General features: G+C 68.2%; 17 protein-coding genes. 5 read left to right on the top strand and 12 right to left on the bottom strand.

Going from position 1 to position 18,023, the window contains the following annotated elements:
- Window positions 1-210: 210 nt before the first annotated feature.
- The 7 genes from JYJ93_RS37670 to JYJ93_RS37640 are packed head-to-tail and all read right to left on the bottom strand — an operon-like array spanning window position 211 to window position 8,428.
- Window positions 211-1,770, bottom strand: a complete 1,560-nt coding sequence (locus JYJ93_RS37670) for an NADH-quinone oxidoreductase subunit N (protein ID WP_206799539.1) — start codon at window positions 1,768-1,770, stop codon at window positions 211-213.
- Window positions 1,771-1,785: 15 nt separating this feature from the next.
- Entirely contained in the window at window positions 1,786-3,477 is a 1,692-nt protein-coding gene (locus JYJ93_RS37665) for an NADH-quinone oxidoreductase subunit M (RefSeq protein WP_206799538.1), read from the bottom strand.
- Window positions 3,474-5,702, bottom strand: a complete 2,229-nt coding sequence (gene nuoL / locus JYJ93_RS37660) for an NADH-quinone oxidoreductase subunit L (RefSeq protein ID WP_206799537.1) — start codon at window positions 5,700-5,702, stop codon at window positions 3,474-3,476. The genes JYJ93_RS37665 and nuoL overlap by 4 nt, the downstream gene beginning before the upstream one ends.
- A 25-nt stretch (window positions 5,703-5,727) precedes the next feature.
- Window positions 5,728-6,030 (bottom strand): NADH-quinone oxidoreductase subunit NuoK, encoded by a 303-nt coding sequence (gene nuoK / locus JYJ93_RS37655; RefSeq protein ID WP_120527355.1) that lies wholly within the window; start codon window positions 6,028-6,030, stop codon window positions 5,728-5,730.
- A gap of 25 nt (window positions 6,031-6,055) precedes the next feature.
- Window positions 6,056-6,562: an NADH-quinone oxidoreductase subunit J gene (locus JYJ93_RS37650; protein WP_206799536.1), complete on the bottom strand. Its 507-nt coding sequence runs from the start codon at window positions 6,560-6,562 to the stop codon at window positions 6,056-6,058.
- The gene (gene nuoF, locus JYJ93_RS37645) at window positions 6,559-7,899 is read right to left on the bottom strand and encodes an NADH-quinone oxidoreductase subunit NuoF (protein WP_206799535.1); all 1,341 of its coding nucleotides are present in this window, start codon (window positions 7,897-7,899) and stop codon (window positions 6,559-6,561) included. The genes JYJ93_RS37650 and nuoF overlap by 4 nt, the downstream gene beginning before the upstream one ends.
- A gap of 40 nt (window positions 7,900-7,939) precedes the next feature.
- Complete coding sequence (locus JYJ93_RS37640; RefSeq protein WP_206799533.1) at window positions 7,940-8,428, bottom strand: NAD(P)H-dependent oxidoreductase subunit E; 489 nt, start codon at window positions 8,426-8,428, stop codon at window positions 7,940-7,942.
- Window positions 8,429-8,533: 105 nt separating this feature from the next.
- Between JYJ93_RS37640 and JYJ93_RS37635 the strand changes: the two genes are divergently transcribed.
- From JYJ93_RS37635 to serB, 3 genes are all read left to right on the top strand, one after another.
- Window positions 8,534-9,286 (top strand): TIGR02266 family protein, encoded by a 753-nt coding sequence (locus JYJ93_RS37635; protein ID WP_120588864.1) that lies wholly within the window; start codon window positions 8,534-8,536, stop codon window positions 9,284-9,286.
- A gap of 69 nt (window positions 9,287-9,355) precedes the next feature.
- A complete protein-coding gene (locus JYJ93_RS37630; RefSeq protein WP_206799531.1) occupies window positions 9,356-11,014 on the top strand; it encodes a serine/threonine-protein kinase in 1,659 nt (552 codons plus the stop codon).
- A 74-nt stretch (window positions 11,015-11,088) separates the two neighbouring features.
- Window positions 11,089-12,285 (top strand): phosphoserine phosphatase SerB, encoded by a 1,197-nt coding sequence (gene serB, locus JYJ93_RS37625; protein WP_206799529.1) that lies wholly within the window; start codon window positions 11,089-11,091, stop codon window positions 12,283-12,285.
- Window positions 12,286-12,300: 15 nt separating this feature from the next.
- Here serB and JYJ93_RS37620 read toward each other — a convergent pair whose 3' ends face one another.
- Entirely contained in the window at window positions 12,301-13,161 is an 861-nt protein-coding gene (locus JYJ93_RS37620) for a general secretion pathway protein GspE (RefSeq protein ID WP_206799527.1), read from the bottom strand.
- Between the two features lie 82 nt (window positions 13,162-13,243).
- Between JYJ93_RS37620 and JYJ93_RS37615 the strand changes: the two genes are divergently transcribed.
- Both JYJ93_RS37615 and JYJ93_RS37610 read left to right on the top strand, forming a co-directional pair.
- A complete protein-coding gene (locus JYJ93_RS37615) occupies window positions 13,244-13,438 on the top strand; it encodes a CPXCG motif-containing cysteine-rich protein (RefSeq protein ID WP_206799525.1) in 195 nt (64 codons plus the stop codon).
- A 225-nt stretch (window positions 13,439-13,663) separates the two neighbouring features.
- A complete protein-coding gene (locus JYJ93_RS37610) occupies window positions 13,664-14,104 on the top strand; it encodes an Hsp20/alpha crystallin family protein (RefSeq protein ID WP_206799523.1) in 441 nt (146 codons plus the stop codon).
- Window positions 14,105-14,227: 123 nt separating this feature from the next.
- Here JYJ93_RS37610 and JYJ93_RS37605 read toward each other — a convergent pair whose 3' ends face one another.
- Genes JYJ93_RS37605 through JYJ93_RS37590 form a run of 4 tightly spaced genes read right to left on the bottom strand, consistent with a single transcriptional unit; the run spans window position 14,228 to window position 17,971 of the window.
- Complete coding sequence (locus JYJ93_RS37605) at window positions 14,228-14,857, bottom strand: response regulator (protein WP_043321054.1); 630 nt, start codon at window positions 14,855-14,857, stop codon at window positions 14,228-14,230.
- A 44-nt stretch (window positions 14,858-14,901) separates the two neighbouring features.
- Window positions 14,902-15,477, bottom strand: coding sequence for an HAD-IIIA family hydrolase (locus JYJ93_RS37600; RefSeq protein ID WP_206799521.1), 576 nt, complete (start codon window positions 15,475-15,477; stop codon window positions 14,902-14,904).
- Between the two features lie 23 nt (window positions 15,478-15,500).
- Window positions 15,501-16,337: a 3-deoxy-8-phosphooctulonate synthase gene (gene kdsA / locus JYJ93_RS37595; RefSeq protein ID WP_206799519.1), complete on the bottom strand. Its 837-nt coding sequence runs from the start codon at window positions 16,335-16,337 to the stop codon at window positions 15,501-15,503.
- A complete protein-coding gene (locus JYJ93_RS37590; protein ID WP_206799517.1) occupies window positions 16,334-17,971 on the bottom strand; it encodes a CTP synthase in 1,638 nt (545 codons plus the stop codon). Before JYJ93_RS37590 ends, kdsA begins: the two co-directional genes overlap by 4 nt.
- Between the last annotated feature and the right edge of the window lie 52 nt (window positions 17,972-18,023).

The following is an 18,023-nucleotide window of genomic DNA, read 5'->3' as shown; positions in this document are numbered from 1 at the left end:
CCGCGGCCCGACACCCTCACGGGTGCCGGGCCGCCTTCTTTTCCGCTCCCCGCATCGTTGCAGCGTTGCAACCGCCCGCATGACGCAGCGCGGATCCATTTCACTTCTGCAATGCACCCACGGCCTTGACGCCGTGAGCCATGCCCGCAACGACAACGCCCGCCAGGGCCAGGGGCCGAGGCGGGCGTCGGGTGCCGCGAGCTGAAGCGGCTACTGGCCGAACAGCGTGCCGGCCTGGGCGAGCCAGTCGGTGACGTGGCCGGGGAGGATGCCCAGCAGCACCACGGCGACGGTGGCGATGACGAGCGCGGCCTCCGTGCCCCAGTTGCGCTCCAGCGGCTGCGCGCCCTCGGGGACGGGGTGCATGAACATGTAGACCACGACGCGCAGGTAGTAATACGCGCCCGCCGCGCTGCTGAGCACCGCCACCACGGTGAGGCCCACCAGGCCCACGTCGATGGCGGCCTGGAAGATGAGCAGCTTGCTCATGAAGCCCACGGTGGGGGGGATGCCGCCCAGGGACAGCATGAAGGCTGCCATGGCGAACGCCCAACCCGGACGGCGCTGCGCGAGGCCCGCGAAGCGCTCCAGGTCCCACGCGGTCCCCTTCTCTTCGTCCTCGCGGCGCTCCAGCGCGGAGACCATGGCGAAGGCGCCCGCCGCGCTGAAGGTGTACGCCAACAGGTAGTAGAGGATGCCGCGCAGCGCGTCCGAGCGCGCCACGTCCAGCGGCGTGCCACCGGACAGCGACGACGCGGACAGCAGGCGGAAGTGCTCGCCCGGGGCCGCGACGAACAGCGCCGCCACGCCCAGGAGCAGGTAGCCCGCGTGCGCGATGGAGGAGTACGCCAGCATGCGCTTCACGTTGCGCTGCGGAATCGCCATCAGGTTGCCGGCGATCATCGTGAGCAGCGCCAGCGTGGCGAAGAGCATCAGCGGCAGCTTGGGGTCCATGCCCTTGCCCACCGTGACGAACACGCGCACCAGCGACGCGAACGCCGCCGCCTTCACGCCCGCGCTCATGAGGGCCGTCACCGGGGTGGGGGCGCCCTCGTACACGTCCGGCGTCCACATGTGGAACGGCACGGCCGCCACCTTGAACGCGAAGCCCGCGGCGATGAGCACCGCGCCCACGTAGACGAGCGCCGGGTTGGTGGACAGGGCCTGCTGCAGCGGCCCCGCGATGTCGTTGAGCTTCGTGGTGCCCGTGGCGCCGTACAGGAGCGCCGTGCCGTAGAGCAGGATGGCGGAGGAGAAGGCGCCCAGGATGAAGTACTTGAAGCCCGCCTCGCTGGGGCGCGTGCCGCGGCGCAGGTACGCCGTCAGCGCGTACGTCGCGATGGAGAGCACCTCGATGTTGACGAAGATGGTGATGAACTCCGACGACATCGCCAGCAGGCTCATGCCCGCGGAGGCGAAGAGCATCAGCGCGTAGAACTCACCGCGCTCCGCGCCACGCTTGCGCAGGAAGCCCACCGCGCTCAGCGCCGCCAGCCCCAGGCCCACGCTCACCACCAGGGTGAGGAAGCTGGAGAAGGGGTCCAACACGCCGAAGCCGAGGAACACCTCCTGCGGCGGCTCGAACATCAGGCCCACGGCGACGGCGCCGCTGGCCACCGCCGCCACGACGGTGAGCACCGCCTGGTAGCCGCGGGACGCCGTCGCGGAGAGGAACACCTCCGACAACAGCAGGACGGAGGCCGCCACCACCATGATGATGGCGGGCAGCATGGGGAGGAAATCCGCCAGGGTGAGATTTGGCAGGTTCATGGAGTCTTTCGGGGCCTACTCGCGGACGGCGAGCGGCGCGGCGGGAACGGAGGGGCGGGCCGCGGCGGCGGTGGAGGGCAGCGACATCACCTCCACGCGCAGCTGGTCGTCCTTCGCCTGGGTGGCGCCCGGAGCGCCCACGCTGGCGCGCGCCACGTAGCGGTCCGTGGACGGAGCGATGCGGTCCAGGAAGGGCTGCGGCATCAGGCCCATCACCGCCACCAGCACGATGAAGGGGGCCGTGGTGAGCATCTCACGCAGGTTCATGTCGCGCAGGTGCTGGTTCTCCCGGTGCGTGATGCTGCCGAAGAACACCTTCTGCACCATCCACAGCATGTACGCCGCGCCCAGGATGACGCCCAGCGTGGCGAACGCGCCGAAGCCCAGGGGCAGGCTGCTCTTGAACGTGCCCATCAGCACCAGGAACTCGCCGATGAAGCCGTTGGTGCCCGGCACCGCCACCGACGAGAAGGTGATGATGACGAACGCCGCGGTGAACACCGGCATCACCTTGGCGATGCCGCCGTAGTCCGACATCAGGCGCGTGTGGCGGCGCTCGTAGAGGAAGCCGAACAGGAGGAACAGCGCGCCCGTGGAGATGCCGTGGTTGAGCATCTGGTACGCGCTGCCCGTGGCGCCCTCACCGGTGACGGCGAGCAGGCCCAGCATGCAGTAGCCCAGGTGGCTGACGGACGAGTACGCGATGAGCTTCTTGATGTCCCGCTGCGCCAGGCACATCAGCGCGCCGTACACGATGCCAATCACCGCCAGCACCGCGAGGAACGGACGGGCCTGGTGCGCCGCCACCGGGAAGAGCGGGATCGCGAAGCGCCAGAAGCCGTAGGTGCCCATCTTCAGCATCACGCCGGCCAGGATCATGGAGCCCGCCACCGGCGCCTGCACGTGCGCGTCCGGCAACCAGGTGTGCACCGGCCACATGGGGACCTTGATGGCGAACGCCAGCGCGAACGCGGCGAACATCCACGGCCCGTAGGTGTGCAGCGTGGCGGCCAGGCCCGAAAGGCCCGCGCACGCGCCCTCCGGCCCGGCGCTGCACGCGGCGAGCTGCTGATTGGCGGCGAGCAGGTTGTTGTAGAGCGTGCCGTAGTCGAACGAGCGCACGCCCGGGCCGCCGCTGATGAAGTACACGGCCACGATGGCCACCAGCATCAGCAGCGAGCCGACCAGCGTGTAGAGGAAGAACTTCACCGCCGCCATGCGGCGATCCTCGGCGCCCCACACACCCACCATCAGGTACATGGGGATGAGCATGGCCTCGAAGAAGATGTAGAAGAGCAGGACGTCCATCGACGCCAGCGCGCCCAGCATCGTCGTCTGGAGCACCAGCAGCGCCAGGTGGAACTCCTTGATGCGGTGCTGGATGTACGTGGTGGAGGCGAGCACCACCAGCGGGCCCAGGAACACCGTCAGGAGCAGCAGGCTCACGGCCAGGCCGTCCACGCCCAGGTGGTAGCTCATCCCGAACTGCTGGAACCACGGGACGCGGTACTCCATCTGGAACTCGGCGCCGGACGGGTCGAAGCGGAAGTACGCCCAGACGCCGAACACCAGGTCCAGCAGCATGCCCACGAAGGTGATGGTGCGGACCTGCCCGTGCTCACTGGCCGGCAGCGCGAGCACCAGCGCCGCGAAGACGAGCGGCAGGTAGATGACGACGTTCAACAGGTGGGTGTCGAAGAAGCTCATGAAAGCACCTGCACGAGGGCGTAGACCGCGCCGCCCAGGATGGCGAGCGCCATGATGGCGGCGTAGGCCTGCGCGTCACCCGTCTGGAGCCGGCGCAGCCCGAGGCCCACCTTCTCCGTGACGTACGCGGTGCCACGCACCAGCACCGTGTCGATGACGAGCGCGTCCACCACGCGGAAGAGGATGAAGGCCACGAACTTCACCGGCCGGATGAGGATGAACTCGTAGAACTCATCCACGTAGAACTTGTTGAGCGCCGTGCGGCGGACCGCGCGGGCGAAGGCCGGCACCGGCTGGCCCACGCGCGAGGGGAAGAACTTCAGGTAGGCGAACGCCGCGGCGCCGCCGCCCAGGAGCGCCCACATCCACGCGAAGGCGTAGTCCCCGACGCCAGGCACGCTGGTGTCCAGCTTCACCGTCTCCGCCACGCGGGCCACCGTCTCCGCCGGGCGCAGCACGGGGGACAGGAAGTTCTCGAACACCGGCTGCGTCCCGCCGCCCACGCGGGGCATCAGGGGCAGGGCGTAGACGAAGGTGATGAAGGCCAGGAACGCCAGGATGACCAGCGGCAGCGTCATGTGCCACGCGCTCTCATGCGCGTGCGCCAGCTTCGCCTCCGGGGACCGCTTGCCCGTGAAGGTCAGCAGGTAGACGCGCGACATGTAGAACGCCGTGGACGCGGTGATGAGCAGGCCCAGTACGTAGACGAAGCCGGACACCCACTCCAGACCGTGCAGGTGGTTGTGGTGCACGCCGTGGAAGATGGCGTCCTTGGAGAAGAAGCCGGACATGATGGGGAAGATGCCGGTGATGGCCAGCGTGGAGATGAGGAACGTGGCGTGCGTCCACTTCATCTCCTTCCACAGGCCGCCCAGCTTCTTGATGTCCGTCTCGTCCCCGTTGCCGTGCATCACGCTGCCGGCGCCCAGGAAGAGGCAGGCCTTGAAGAACGCGTGCGTCATCAGGTGCATCGCGGCGGCCCAGAAGACGCCCATGCCCACGCCCATGAACATGATGCCCAGCTGGGACACCGTGGAGTAGGCGAGCACCTTCTTGATGTCGTCCTGCGCGAACGCGATGAGCGCCGCCAAAAGCGACGTGAGCGCGCCCACGATGGCGATGGTCGCCATGGCGGTGGGGGACAGCACGAGCAGCGCGCTCATGCGGCAGAACAGGTACACGCCCGCGGTCACCATCGTGGCGGCGTGGATGAGCGCGGAGACCGGCGTCGGGCCGGCCATCGCGTCCGGAAGCCAGACGTAGAGCGGCAGCTGCGCGCTCTTGCCCGCGGCGCCCAGGAGGAAGAGCAGCATGATGGACGTCATCACGCCGCCGAAGGTGTAGCCGGACAGCGGCCCGGACTCGATGGGCGTGGACAGGGACACCGCGCCGCCCGTGCCTTCCGGCAGGGCCAGGGCCAGCTTCTCCAGGCCCTTGAAGGTGACGGGGCCCTTCTGGGAGATGCCCTGCTCGTAGCGGGCCCGCGACGTGGCCGCCGCGTTGTAGTCCCGCGCGTCCGCCTGGCGGTTGAAGGCGCCCACCGTGAGGATGAGCAGGAACGTGGCGATGAGGAACGCGAAGTCACCGATGCGGTTGGTGACGAACGCCTTGCGGCCCGCCCACGCCTTCGCGCTGTCCGTGTACCAGAAGCCGATGAGCAGGTAGCTGGCCATGCCGACGCCCTCCCAGCCCACGAAGAGCAGGACCAGGTTGTCGGCCATCACCAGCGTGAGCATCGCGGCGACGAAGAGGTTCAGGTACGCGAAGAAGCGCCAGTACCCATCGTCGTGCTCCATGTAGCTGGTGGAGTACAGGTGGATGAGGAAGCCGACGCCCGTGATGATGAGCAGCAGGATGCCCGACAGGTGGTCCACCAGCAGGCCGAAGTTCACCCGGAAGTCACCGGCGGCGAACCACGTCCCGTAGTCGTACGCGATGGCGTAGCGGATGGTGTCCCGCTCGATGCCGAACGGGTTGGCCATGCTCACCACGCGCCCGCCGGCCGCGTCGCTGGTGGCCCAGAAGGCCAGCAGGCTCAGCACGAAGGCGCCGGCGATGGCGGAGCACGCCACCAGGTGCACGTTGGCGCGGCCCAGCCACTTGCCGAACACGCCGCACACGAACGCGCCCAGGAGCGGCAGCAGGATGATCAACCCCAGCGAGGGCGAAAACACCTCCGGGGGGATGGGTGCGGTTCTGAAGAACTCGACGAGGGATCCGTCCATGGGTGTGCTCAGGGGTGACGGGGCGTTAGTGCTTCATCGTCCGGATGTCGTCGACGTTCACGGACCCGCGACTGCGGAAGACCGCGATGACGATGGCCAGACCGATGGCCGCTTCCGCGGCCGCCACGGCGATGACGAAGAAGGCGGACACGTGGCCCGTGCCTTCGCCGTGCATGCGCGCGAAGGCCAGGAACGTGAGGTTGACCGCGTTGAGCATCAGCTCCACGCACATGAAGACGACCAGCGCGTTGGTGCGCACCAGCACGCCGAACATGCCCATGCAGAAGAGGGCCGCGGCCAGCAGGAGGTAGTAGGTGATGGGGACCATTGGGTTGTCCGGAAGGTCGCGAGGGTCAGATGCGGGACTTGGCCACCACCACCGCGCCCACCATGGCCACCAGCAGGAGCAGGCTGACCGCTTCGAAGGGCAGCAGCCAGGTGGTGAAGATGGTCTCGCCGATGGACGCCATGGTGCCGAACGCCGCCTGGGCCTTCGCGTCCAGCTGCGCGGGCTGCGCGTTCGTCCGGCCCAGCGTCACGGCCAGCACGGCCAGCAGGCCCAGCGCGGAGGCGCCGCCCAGCAGCCGCGTCGCCGTGGGCTTGCCGCGGTGGGGGGCGTCACCCAGGTTGAGCAGCATGATGACGAACAGGAAGAGCACCATGATGGCGCCCGCGTACACGAGCACCTGCACGGCGGCCACGGTGTGCGCCCAGAGCAGCACGTAGATGCCGGCCAGGAAGAAGAACGTCGACACCAGGGCCATGGCGGAGTTGATGGGGCTCCGCGCGGTGATGACCAGCCCCGCCGACAGCAGCGTCATGACGGCGAAGACGCCGAAGAGGACCAATTCGATGTTCAAGACCAGTCTCCGAAGGAACCCCAGGGGTGGTCACCGAACGGGCAGCGGTGCTCCCGTACGTGAGCCTCGAACTCGTCCCGGAACCGCATGAGGAAGGAGTGCGTGGGCAGCGCCGCCGCGTCACCCAGCGCGCAGATGGTGTTGCCCAGGCCGATGGGGGGGTAGGGCGCGATGGAGGAGGCGACGTTCGACAGCATGTCGATGTCGCTCATCTCCGCGCGGCCTTCCTCGATCTTGCGCAGGAGGCGGGTCTGCCACGGCGTGCCCTCGCGGCACGGGGTGCACTGGCCGCAGGACTCTTCCGCGTAGAAGCGGGCCACGCGCCAGAGGCTGCGCACCATGCAGGTGGCGTCGTCCATCACGATGACGCCGCCGGAGCCGGCCATCGTCTGCTTCATCTTCAGCGCCTCGAACTCCAGCGCCACGTCCAGCTCGTCCGCGCCCAGCACCGGCGCCGAGGAGCCGCCCGGGATGACCGCCTTGACCTTGCGGCCCTTGGGCATGCCCTGGCCGTACTTGTCGTCGTGGATCAGCTCCAGGATGGTGGTGTGCATCCCCACCTCGTAGACGCCGGGGCGGTTCACGGAGCCGGACAGGCAGACCAGGTGCGTGCCGCCCGACTTGTCCGTGCCCAGCTTCGCGTACCAGTCCGCGCCCTTGGCGAGGATGGGGGGCACGCTGGCGAGCGTCTCCACGTTGTTCACCACCGTGGGGCAGCCGAAGAGGCCCACCACCGCGGGGAAGGGGGGCTTCAGGCGGGGCCAGCCCTTCTTGCCTTCCAGGGACTCCAGCAGCGCCGTCTCCTCGCCGCAGATGTACGCGCCCGCGCCGCGGACGACGTAGCAGTCGAGCGCGAAGTCCTTGCCCATCAGCGTCTTGCCGAAGATGCCGGCCTTGTAGGCCTCGTCGATGGCAGCCTGGGTGCGCTCCGCCTGGAACTTGAACTCGCCGCGCAGGTACACGTAGCAGGTGTGCACGCCCAGCGCGTACGACGCGATGGCGATGCCCTCCAGCATCATGTGCGGGTCGTTCTCCAGGATGTAGCGGTCCTTGAAGGTGCCCGGCTCGGACTCGTCGCCGTTGACGGCCAGGTACTTGGGCTTGGGGCTGTCCTTGGGGACGAAGCTCCACTTCATGCCCGTGGGGAAGCCCGCGCCGCCACGGCCGCGCAGGTTGGACTTCTTCACCTCGTCGATGATGGCGGCGGGCTCCATGGAGAGAGCGCGCTTGAGGCCGTCATAGCCACCGCGCGAGCGGTAGCTGTCGAGGGTCCAGGACTGGGGCTTGCCCCAGGCCGCCGAGATGACGGGTTCGACCGCCTTTGCCGTAGAGGCCATGGATGAACGTCCTAGGAAAGCGAAGGGGAGGAGGGGCGACTCACGACAGCCGGGCCAGGATGGCGTCCAGCTTCGCCTGGGTCAGGCGCTCGTGGTGATCCTCGTTGATCTGCAGGCAGGGCGCCGTCCCGCAGGACGCCAGGCACTCCGTCTCGCGCAGGGTGAACTTGTCGTTCGTCTCCCCGGCGGTGAGGCCCAGCTTCTGCTCCAGGTACGCGAGCATCTTCTCCGCGCCCCAGAGGGAGCAGGAGAGGTTCGTGCAGACGTCGATGACGTACTTGCCCGGCTTCTTGAGGTGGTACATCACGTAGAAGCTGGCGACCTCGTAGGCGCGCTCCGGCGTGACCTCCAGATTCCTCGCGACCAGCCGCAGACCTTCAGGAGGCAACCACCCCTTGAGGTCCTGCAGCAGGCGCAGCGCGGGAAGCATGCCGGCGCTTTTGCGATCAGAGGGGTAGTGCGAGAGGATTTCCGCGATCCCCGCGTCGAACTTCTTCTGCTCTTCAGGAGTGAACAGGGGCTCCGCCATGGCGGGCCGGTACGTATTGCTCCAATGGCTTCGTTGTCAACATAAACCCTCGGAGGTAGACTGGGCCGCCCTCAGCAAATTACCGAGCGATTTCAACCCCTTGTTATGAGCCTGGACCCTGCGGACCAGCGGCAGCACCCTCGTATCCCCACCATCCTCCGGGTGGACTACGCCCATGGCCGGCCGCTGCGGGACGTGACGGAAAACCTCTCCGCCGGAGGGTTCTTCGTCCAGACCGAGCAGCTCTTCGCGGTGGGAGACGAGCTGCGGCTTGCTCTTTCTTTCCCGGGACTGCTGGATCCGGTAGAAGTCGCGGGGACGGTGGCGTGGGTGCGCATCGCCGCGCCGGATCAGCCGGGCGGCGTGGGCATCCGTGTGGAGAGCGAGCAGGACCGGCGGCGACTGGGTGACATCTTGAGTGCGGCGGGACCCAACGACAGCGCGGTGACCCCTTCGGAGCAGGACGGGTACCGTGTGCTCATCGTCGAGGACAACCCGCACATCATCGAGATGTACAGCTACGTGCTGAAGAAGCTCGCGAGCAACGATCTGCACGGGAAGGTCCCGCTGGAGGTCCACTTCGCCCCGGACGGCCACCACGCCCTCCTGCGGCTGCGCGAGGACCGCTTCAGCCTGGTGATGCTGGACCTCTACATGCCGGTGATGGACGGCTTCGCCCTGGTGGAGCGCATCCGGGAGGAGGAGGAGCTCAAGGGCATCCCGGTCATCGCGATCTCCGCGGGTGGCAAGGAGGCCCAGGAGCGGGCGATGCAGCTGGGGGTGGACATCTACCTGCGCAAGCCCGTGCGGTTCGTGGAAGTGCTGGAGACGGTGAAGCAGCTGCTGCGCATCCGGTAGGCCTCCGGCTTTCTTCGGCGCGGCAGACATTGATGCGCCGGGCGGGTGCCGCGTAGAGTCCGCGCACCCATGACGAAGCCCGCCATCCATCGTGACACCGTCAGTGGCGAGGCGCTGCTCATCCTGCAGAATCTGCGGGAGAACGGCCGCCTGGGACGCTCGAACAAGCTGGCCGACGTGAAGGCCGCCCTCGAGCCGTCCGTCTCGCTGGAGTTCGACAGCTACTTCTTCTTCCTGCGCAAGTTCCACTACATCGCCATGGACCGCGAGGCCCAGCTGAAGCTCACCGAACAGGGTGAGCGGGTGGTGGAGGGGGACCTGCAGGACCGGTTCGCGTCGGAGGTCGACGACTTCTTCGCGGATCAGCTCCTGCCCGCGGAGGACGCCACGCACATCGGCCGTCCGCTGGACGAGGACGAACCGATGAGCGTCCCGCCGCCGCCGCCAGAGCTGCTCCTGGACGAGGCGGAGGTGGATGCGTCCTCCTCGGCCGGGGCCTCCGCCCAGTCCCAGGTGGGGCCGCCCCCGGTGCCGCCTTCGCGCACGCACCGCGTGGCCATGCCGGCGCTGGATCTGGGGCAGGTCGCGACCCAGATGCAGGCCGCCGCGCCGCCGCCCATCGCGACGCCGCAGCCCCAGCCGGCGCTCCGCCAGGAAGGCCCCGCGGAAGGACGCCGGGAGACCTTCATCGGGCTGCCGCCGGCGCCCGCGCCCCAGCCCGTCGTGGTGACCGCGCCGGTTCCCAGCGCGTCCCAACCGATCATCATCACCCCTCCGCTCGCCGCCACGCCCGCTCCGATGCCCCCTCCCGCCACGCCTTCCGCTCCCGCAGCCCCGGTTCCCCACGCCGCCGCCGCGGCCGCCGCGAAGGGCTCCAGCGACCTGGACCTGCGCTACCAGAAGTTCGACCCCATTGGCACGGGGCCGCTGGGGACGGTCTTCAAGGGCCGCTACAACGCGCTGGGGCTGGACATCTGCATCAAGGAGCTGAAGGACATCTTCGGCTACTTCTCCTTCCTGCAGCGCGGTGAGGTCCTCAAGCGCCTGAAGAAGGAGCTGTGCGCGCAGGCGCAGGTGCGCCACCCGGGCGTGGTGCAGATCCTCGACCAGAACGTGGACTCGGCGCGGCCCTACTTCGTGGTGGAGCTGATGCGCGGCAGCCTGAAGGAGAAGCTGGAGGCCGCGGGCGGCAAGGGCATTGACGTGCAGCACGCGCTGCGCACCTTCCTGCAGTTGGCGTACGGCCTGAAGGCCGCGCACGCCGCGGGGCTCACCCACCACAACATCAAGCCGGAGAACGTCCTCTTCGACGCGTACGGCAACGCGAAGCTCTCCGACTTCGGCATGAGCCGCGTGGTGGAGGTGGACGCGACGAAGGGCATGCCCCAGGTGTTCGTGGGCACGGGCGGCATGGTCTACATGGCGCCGGAGCTGATGAACAAGGGCGTCCAGGAGGCGGGCCCCGCCGCGGACGTGTACGCCCTGGGCATCCTGCTCTACGAGATGTTCACCGGTCAGATTCCGGGCCGCCGCTCGCCGCTGCCGTCGGAGGTGAACCCGGAGGCGCCCAGCGGGTTGGATCAGCTCTTCGACAAGGCCACTCAGGACCGGCGCGAGCAGCGCTACCCGGACGTGGACGCGATGCTGGCGGACTTCTACAAGGCGTTCCCGGAGCGCGAGTACCTGGACCGCGGCGCGCTCATCCTGTCGTCGGATCCGCAGGAGTAGCCGCAGGCCGGGCAGGCGGGCCTCCTCGCGAGGCTCGCCCGTCCCCGTGGAGACCTGTCAGAGTGAGGTGCGTCATGTCCACGCGCCCCTCTGACAGCGTCCTCCTCACCGTCACCGGCAGGGACGGCCCCGATACCACCGCCCGCCTCACCGGCCTGCTCGCGAAAGCGGGCGCGGAGCTGCTCGACGTGGAGCAGGTGGTGGTGCAGGGCCTGCTCACCCTGGCCCTCTGGGTGCGCCTGCCCGGCGGCGAATCGCTCCAGGAACTTCCAGAACTGGCCCGGGAGCTGGGCGTCACGGTGGACGTGCGCGCGGTGCCTTCCGCCATCACGTCTCCAGCGCCGGGGCCGGAGCCGCTGCGCTACGTCGTCACCGCGGTGGGCAAGGCGCTGGGCGTGCAGGACGTGCATGCGCTGACGCAACAGCTGGTGGCGGGCAACGCGCGCGTGGAGCGCATCACGCGGCTGAGTGAGACGCCGCTCGCGGCGGTGGAGCTGCACGTCACGCTGCCGCCGGACGCGGACCCGGCGGCGCTCAAGCGCGCGCTGCTGGCGCTGTCCATGGCGAGCCCCACGTTCGACGTGGCCCTCCAGCGCGAGAGCCTCTACCGGCGCGGCAAGCGGATGGTGGTGATGGACATGGACTCCACGCTCATCCGCATCGAGGTCATCGACGAGCTGGCGCGCGCGTACGGCGTCCACGCGAAGGTGGCCGCCATCACCGAGCGCGCGATGCACGGGGAGATGGACTACGACGAGTCCCTGCGCCAGCGCGTGGCGCTGCTCGCCGGGCTGGACGCGCGCGTGCTGCACGAGCTGGCCGCGAACCTGCCGCTCACCGAGGGCGCGGAGACACTCATCCGCGTGCTGCGGCGCCTGGGCTACCGCACCGCGGTCATCAGCGGCGGCTTCTCCGTGGCGGCCGAAGCGCTGCAGAAGCGGCTGGGCATCGACTTCGCGTACTCCAACGCGCTGGAGGTCCAGGACGGGAAGCTCACCGGCCGCACCGTGGGCACCATCGTCAACGCGCGCCGCAAGGCGGAGTTGTTGGAGACGCTGGCGAAGCAGGAGGGCATCCTGCTGGAGCAGGTCATCGCCGTGGGGGATGGGGCCAACGATTTGCTGATGCTGGAGAAGGCGGGGCTGGGCATCGCCTTCCGCGCCAAGCCGAAGCTGCGTGAGGCCGCCGACACGTCCATCTCCGCCGGCGGGCTGGACACCATCCTCACGCTGCTGGGGCTCACCGCGCGCGAGCTGCGCGAGGTGGGCTGACAAAGACAGACAGGCTCAGACGCGCATGCGCGCGGCCAGCTCGCGCTGCTGCACGGCGCCCTTCTCGAAGACGAGCTCCAGCAGGGCGCGGAGGATCTTCGAGCTCTTCTCCTGGTTCTGCTGCACCGTCTGCAGGCGGGCCAGGTCCTCCTCCGTCCACTCGTTGGTGGGCGAGCCACCCGCGAGGATTTCATCCAGGATGTCCGAGGCGCTGGAGCCCACGTTCGCGGCGGCGGGCGCGGGGGCCGCGCGTGCCGCGGGCGCGGGAGCGGGGGGCGGCGGGGCGGCGTTCGGGTCGACGATGTCGCTGATGCGCTTCACGACCGTCTTGCCGCTCATGTCCACGACCTTGAACTCCTCCTCCTCCGGGAGCTCGCCCGCGTCCTGCTGCTTGTTCGAGTCGGGCTTGTAGCGCTTCTTCTCCACCGGCTCCTGGCCGCGGTAGTGGCGCAGGATGGCGTGCTCGATTTCACGGTCGCCCGCCACCATGGGGACCACGCGGGCGCGGCTGCGCGCCGCGACCTGGTCCAACGTGGCCAGGTCCGTGGGGTCGGACATCGCCAGCACCAGCGTCTTCCCGTTGTCCTTGAGCTGCACGGGGAAGATGCCCTTCTGCTCGGCGAGCCCCACGTCCACGCGCGCGAGCGCCGCCGCGTCCTTCGTCAGGTTGCCCAGCTGCACGCGCGGCATTCCCAGGCCCTGGCAGATGGCCTGGGTGATGGTCTCCTCGGAGGCCAGGCCCAGGTCCGCGATGACGCGCGACACGCGTCCGCCCCACTGGTCCAGCGAGGCGAGCGCGCTGCGTAGCTGCAACTCGTCGATGACGCGCGCCTTGACGAGGATGTCCGCGATGCGATTCCGGGAAGGGGGAGCCATGGGGTGGGGATTCTAGCGTCTGATGGCGCGGACGCTCAGTCCACGTCACCGAACATGCCTTGAGGGCAAGGAGGCCTGGACCATGCAGCCATTCGCGGACGCCGCCACCCAGATGTGCCCGTACTGCGGTGAAGAGGTTGAAGTCGACGTGGACTCGCTGGGCGCCTCCTCCGAGTCCTACGTGGAGGACTGCCCCGTCTGCTGCCGCCCCTGGCAGGTGCGCGTCACCCGCGACGACGACGGCGCCGCCGTCACGCTGGGCCGCGACGACGACTGAGCCTGGCACCCCGGAAGGAGGGCAGGCGGGCAGGCACGAAGGCCGTTGGCGGGGGCTCCAGGACGTGCGGGGGCGTTGCTTGACACGTCCCGAAGCATGGTTCTCTTGAGTCTTGTGAGGCGCTGCCGGGCACCCCCGAGAAACGGGGCCCCGGACGCCAATTCAACAACGACCGTGAACCCGCACGACGTGCGTCCCAAGGGACGTCACGAACAGGAGAAGACCATGCTGACCGCCCGTTATCCCTTCAACAACGCCGCCGTCACCCACCCGCTGCTGCGCGACTTCGACTTCCTCTTCCGCGAGCTGGGCGTCCGCAACGACGCCGAGCGCACCGTCACGCCCGCGGCGGACATCCTGGAGGCCGAGTCCGGCATCACGCTGCGCGTGGACCTGCCCGGCCATGACGCCAAGGCCATCCAGGTGAAGGTGGAGGACGGCGTGCTGACCGTGCGCTCCGAGCGCAAGGCCGAGACCGTGCCGGAGGGCAGCACCCTGCGGCGCCAGGAGCGCGCCTCGGGCGTGTACGCGCGCCAGTTCCGCCTGCCGGAGACGGTGGACGCGACCCGCGTGGAGGCCCGTTACGACAATGGCGTGCTCACCCTCACCCTGCCGCGCCGCGAGGAGACCAAGCCCCGCGTCGTCGAGGTGAAGGTCCAGGGTTGATGCGCGTGCATCAACACCCCATCAGGGAGGCCGCTGCCCTCGCTGCGACGAGGCGCGGCGACTCCCGCAAGCATCCTTGCGACCCGAGGGCTTCCGCGGTGGCCGGCGGAAGCCCCCGCCCTGTTACTTGCGAGCAGCGCTGGTGTTGAGCGCCAGCGGAACCCGGAACAGCTCCATCACCTGCGTGACGTCCAGCGGCTTGGCCAGGCACGCCACCGCGCCGGCCTGCTTGGACTGCTCCACGACGTCAGGCGTGTGATTGCTCGTCATGGTGATGAGGCGCACACCCTCCATCTGCTTGCGCGCGCGGATGCGCTTGCAGACCTCGATGCCGTCGATGTCCGGCATGTTGAGGTCGATGATCATCCCGTGCGGCTTCTGCTCGGAGACGAGCAGCAGGGCCTCCACGCCGCTCGTGGTGGTCTGGAGCTCCACCTGGTTCGCGTGCGGCTTGAACGCGCGCTTGATGGCGTCCAGCACCGGGCGCTCGTCGTCCACGACCAGCAGGCGCACCGTGCTGCTGCCCAGCTCCTCGGGCACGGGCATCTGGTGGGTGACCAGGAAGGTGCGCAGGTCCGTCGAACGCACCCGGCGGTGGCCGCCCGGAGTCCGGAAGGCCATCAGGATGCCGCGGTCAATCCACTTGCTCACCGTCGACGGGTCCACCTGAAGCAACCGACTGATGTCGTGCGTCGTGTAGAGCTGGTCCGTCATCGCCGTACTCCCCTCGGACTGCATCGTTCCACTAGCCATGGAAATAAACACCTACCTTGAATGCGGGGTTTGATCAACCCACCCTACGACGTGCTGCGTTTATCTGTGCTTCTCATCAGACCCACGGCGTCTTCCCAACGGCCACTGGCACGGAGGCACAGCTCCACAAGCTCACGGGCGGCTCCGTGACCGCCCACGTTCGTCGTAACGAAGTCCGCTTCCTGGCGCACCTCTGGAACGGCATCCGCCGGACAGGCCGAAAGCCCTGAGAGGGACATGGGGTCCAGGTCGTTCAGGTCGTCTCCCATATACGCGCACTGATTCGCGGGTATCTGGAGTTGGGCGAGCAATTCAAGGAAGGCGGGACCCTTCTCCTTGCGGCCCTGGAAGATGGCGGCGAGGCCCAATTCCCGGCCTCGCGCCTCGACGATGCGGGACGAGCGCGCGGTGAGGATGGCGGCGGGCAGGCCCACCAACCGGGCCATGACGAGCGCATGGCCGTCCTTCACGTTGAAGCGCTTCATCACCTCGCCGTTGTCGCCGTAGTACAGCGCGCCGTCGGTGAGGACGCCATCCACGTCGAACACGAGCAAGCGCACGCGCGACGCACGGGACGTCAGCTCTTCCTTGCCCGGTTTGGAAGGCGCTTCCGTCGACATGGCCTCCTCACCTTTCGCATGCATCAACTGGCTTCGTGACCCAGCGCGCGGCGGATGCTGAGCACATCTCGTACCACGTCCTCGAACATCTGTGGATTGAGCGAGCACGGACCGTCACACAGGGCACGGTCGGGGTCTTCGTGGACTTCTGTGAATAAAGCGTCAATCCCGGCGGCGGCGGCGCTCCGGGCGAGCAGTGAGACGAACTTGCGGTCGCCGCCTGTCTTTCCGTCGCTGGAGGAGGGGAGCTGGACCGCGTGGGTCGCGTCCATGCAGACCACGAGGCCGGCCTCGCGCATCTGGGCGAAGCCGCGCATGTCCACGACGAGGTTGTTGTAGCCGAAGGACGAGCCGCGCTCGGTGACGAGCACGTTGGGGTTGCCCGCCTCCACGGCCTTCTTCGCCGAGTGGACGATGTCCTTGGGGGCGACGAACTGTCCCTTCTTCAAGTTCACCCCCTTGCCCGAGCGGGCCACCGCCTCCACGAGGTCCGTCTGCCGGCAGAGGAACGCCGGTATCTGGATGATATCCACGACTTCAGCGGCAGGCCCGACGTGGCTGGTTTCATGGACGTCCGTGAGAACGGGCACTCCCACCTCCTGCCGGATACGGTCCAGGATTCTCAGACCTTCCTTCAAACCCGGACCGCGGAAGGACTTGCCGCTGGTCCGGTTGGCTTTGTCATAGGAACATTTGAAGGCATACGGGACGCCCAGCCGCTGGGTGATGCCCTTGAGCAGGTGGGCGTGGCGCAGGGCCATCTCCTCGGACTCGATGCTGTCCGGGCCGGCGATGACGAAGAGGCGCTGGCCGGGGCCGACCTTGTGGCCGCACAGCTCGATGGAGGGGGTGTTGCTCATGAGCGCACCGGGGCGGTCCGGTTGGCGTCGCGCTGGGCGAGCGCCGCGCCGATGAAGCCGGAGAACAGGGGGTGGGGAGCGAAGGGCTTGCTCTTGAACTCGGGGTGGAACTGGCAGCCCACGAAGTACGGGTGGTCCGCGAGCTCGATCATCTCCACCAGGTTCAATTCCGGGTTGTGGCCGGAGATGACGAGCCCGGCCTCCTGGAGCCGGCCGCGGTAGGCGTTGTTGACCTCGTAGCGGTGGCGGTGGCGCTCCTGGATGGCCTCCTGGCCGTAGAGCTTGTGCGCGACGCTGCCGGGCTTGAGCGCGCAGGCGTAGCTGCCCAGGCGCATGGTGCCGCCCTTGTCCTGCACCTTCACCTGGCTCTCCATGAGCGTCACCACGGGGTGCGCGGTGTGCTCGTCGAACTCCAGGCTGTTGGCGCCCTTCAAGCCCAGCACGGTGCGGCTGAACTCCACCACGGCCATCTGGAGGCCCAGGCAGATGCCGAAGAAGGGGAGATTGTTCTCACGCGCGTAGCGGACCGCGGCGATCTTCCCCTCCGTGCCGCGCACGCCGAAGCCGCCGGGCACCAGCACCGCGTCCACGCCCGCGAGCGTCTTCTCCGGCCCCTGCGCCTCCACGTCCTGGCTGTCCACGAAGCGCAGCTTCACGCGCACGTCGTTGGCGATGCCGCCGTGGAGCAGGGACTCGTTGAGGCTCTTGTAGCTCTCCGTGAGGTTCACGTACTTGCCCACGATGGCGACGGTCACTTCGCCGCGCGCGGGCTCGTAGATCTTCCGGACGATGGTCTCCCACTTCTCCAGGTGGGGGGCGCGGCTCCAGATGTTGAGCACCTCCGCCAGCCGCTCATCCAGGCCCTGGCGGTGCAGCTCCAGGGGCAGCTCGTAGATGCTGCGCACGTCCGGGGACGTGAACACGTTGCCGTTGTCCACGTTGCAGAACATGGCGATCTTGTCCTTCAGCTCGCGCGAGATCTCCCGGTCGGTGCGGCACAGGAGGAAGTCCGGCTGGATGCCGATCTCGCGCAGCTTCATCACCGAGTGCTGCGTGGGCTTGGTCTTCACCTCGCCCGCGGCGCCGATGTACGGCAAGAGCGTCAGGTGGATGTAGACGGCGTTCTGGCTGCCCACGTCGTAGCGCATCTGGCGGATGGCCTCGAGGAAGGGCAGGGACTCGATGTCACCCACCGTCCCGCCGACCTCCACGATGACGACGTCCACGTCCTGGGCGGCCTGGCGGATGCTGGCCTTGATCTCATCCGTGATGTGCGGAATCACCTGGACGGTCTTGCCCAGGTACTCGCCACGGCGTTCCTTGGTGATGACCGCGTTGTAGATGCGGCCGGAGGTGAAGTTGTTGAGGCGGCTCATCCGGGCGTGGGTGAACCGCTCGTAGTGGCCCAGGTCCATGTCGGTCTCGCCACCGTCCTCGGTGACGAAGACCTCGCCGTGCTGGAAGGGGCTCATCGTGCCCGGATCCACGTTGATGTACGGATCCAGCTTGATGAGGGTGATGTCCAGCCCGCGGTTCTCGAGGAGGGCGCCAATGGATGCGGAGGCCAGTCCCTTCCCCAGCGAGCTGACCACGCCGCCCGTCACGAAGATGAACTTGGTTTTCTTGGAGCGCATGTCCCTTCCTGCCAAGAGGGCCAGGGGGCGTCAAATATTCTCTGACGCACGG

The sequence above is a fragment of the Corallococcus sp. NCSPR001 genome (assembly GCF_017309135.1).
Classification (GTDB): Bacteria; Myxococcota; Myxococcia; order Myxococcales; family Myxococcaceae; genus Corallococcus.
This window is presented reverse-complemented; position numbering and strand designations above follow the sequence as displayed.

Excerpts from the sequence above, each read along its gene's own strand:
- JYJ93_RS37670 (WP_206799539.1), bottom strand. The coding sequence starts at position 1,770 with ATGAACCTGCCAAATCTCACCCTGGCGGATTTCCTCCCCATGCTGCCC.
- JYJ93_RS37665 (WP_206799538.1), bottom strand. The coding sequence starts at position 3,477 with ATGAGCTTCTTCGACACCCACCTGTTGAACGTCGTCATCTACCTGCCG.
- nuoL (WP_206799537.1), bottom strand. The coding sequence starts at position 5,702 with ATGGACGGATCCCTCGTCGAGTTCTTCAGAACCGCACCCATCCCCCCG.
- nuoK (WP_120527355.1), bottom strand. The coding sequence starts at position 6,030 with ATGGTCCCCATCACCTACTACCTCCTGCTGGCCGCGGCCCTCTTCTGC.
- nuoF (WP_206799535.1), bottom strand. The coding sequence starts at position 7,899 with ATGGCCTCTACGGCAAAGGCGGTCGAACCCGTCATCTCGGCGGCCTGG.
- JYJ93_RS37640 (WP_206799533.1), bottom strand. The coding sequence starts at position 8,428 with ATGGCGGAGCCCCTGTTCACTCCTGAAGAGCAGAAGAAGTTCGACGCG.
- JYJ93_RS37635 (WP_120588864.1), top strand. The coding sequence starts at position 8,534 with ATGAGCCTGGACCCTGCGGACCAGCGGCAGCACCCTCGTATCCCCACC.
- JYJ93_RS37630 (WP_206799531.1), top strand. The coding sequence starts at position 9,356 with ATGACGAAGCCCGCCATCCATCGTGACACCGTCAGTGGCGAGGCGCTG.
- serB (WP_206799529.1), top strand. The coding sequence starts at position 11,089 with ATGTCCACGCGCCCCTCTGACAGCGTCCTCCTCACCGTCACCGGCAGG.
- JYJ93_RS37620 (WP_206799527.1), bottom strand. The coding sequence starts at position 13,161 with ATGGCTCCCCCTTCCCGGAATCGCATCGCGGACATCCTCGTCAAGGCG.
- JYJ93_RS37615 (WP_206799525.1), top strand. The coding sequence starts at position 13,244 with ATGCAGCCATTCGCGGACGCCGCCACCCAGATGTGCCCGTACTGCGGT.
- JYJ93_RS37610 (WP_206799523.1), top strand. The coding sequence starts at position 13,664 with ATGCTGACCGCCCGTTATCCCTTCAACAACGCCGCCGTCACCCACCCG.
- JYJ93_RS37605 (WP_043321054.1), bottom strand. The coding sequence starts at position 14,857 with ATGGCTAGTGGAACGATGCAGTCCGAGGGGAGTACGGCGATGACGGAC.
- JYJ93_RS37600 (WP_206799521.1), bottom strand. The coding sequence starts at position 15,477 with ATGTCGACGGAAGCGCCTTCCAAACCGGGCAAGGAAGAGCTGACGTCC.
- kdsA (WP_206799519.1), bottom strand. The coding sequence starts at position 16,337 with ATGAGCAACACCCCCTCCATCGAGCTGTGCGGCCACAAGGTCGGCCCC.
- JYJ93_RS37590 (WP_206799517.1), bottom strand. The coding sequence starts at position 17,971 with ATGCGCTCCAAGAAAACCAAGTTCATCTTCGTGACGGGCGGCGTGGTC.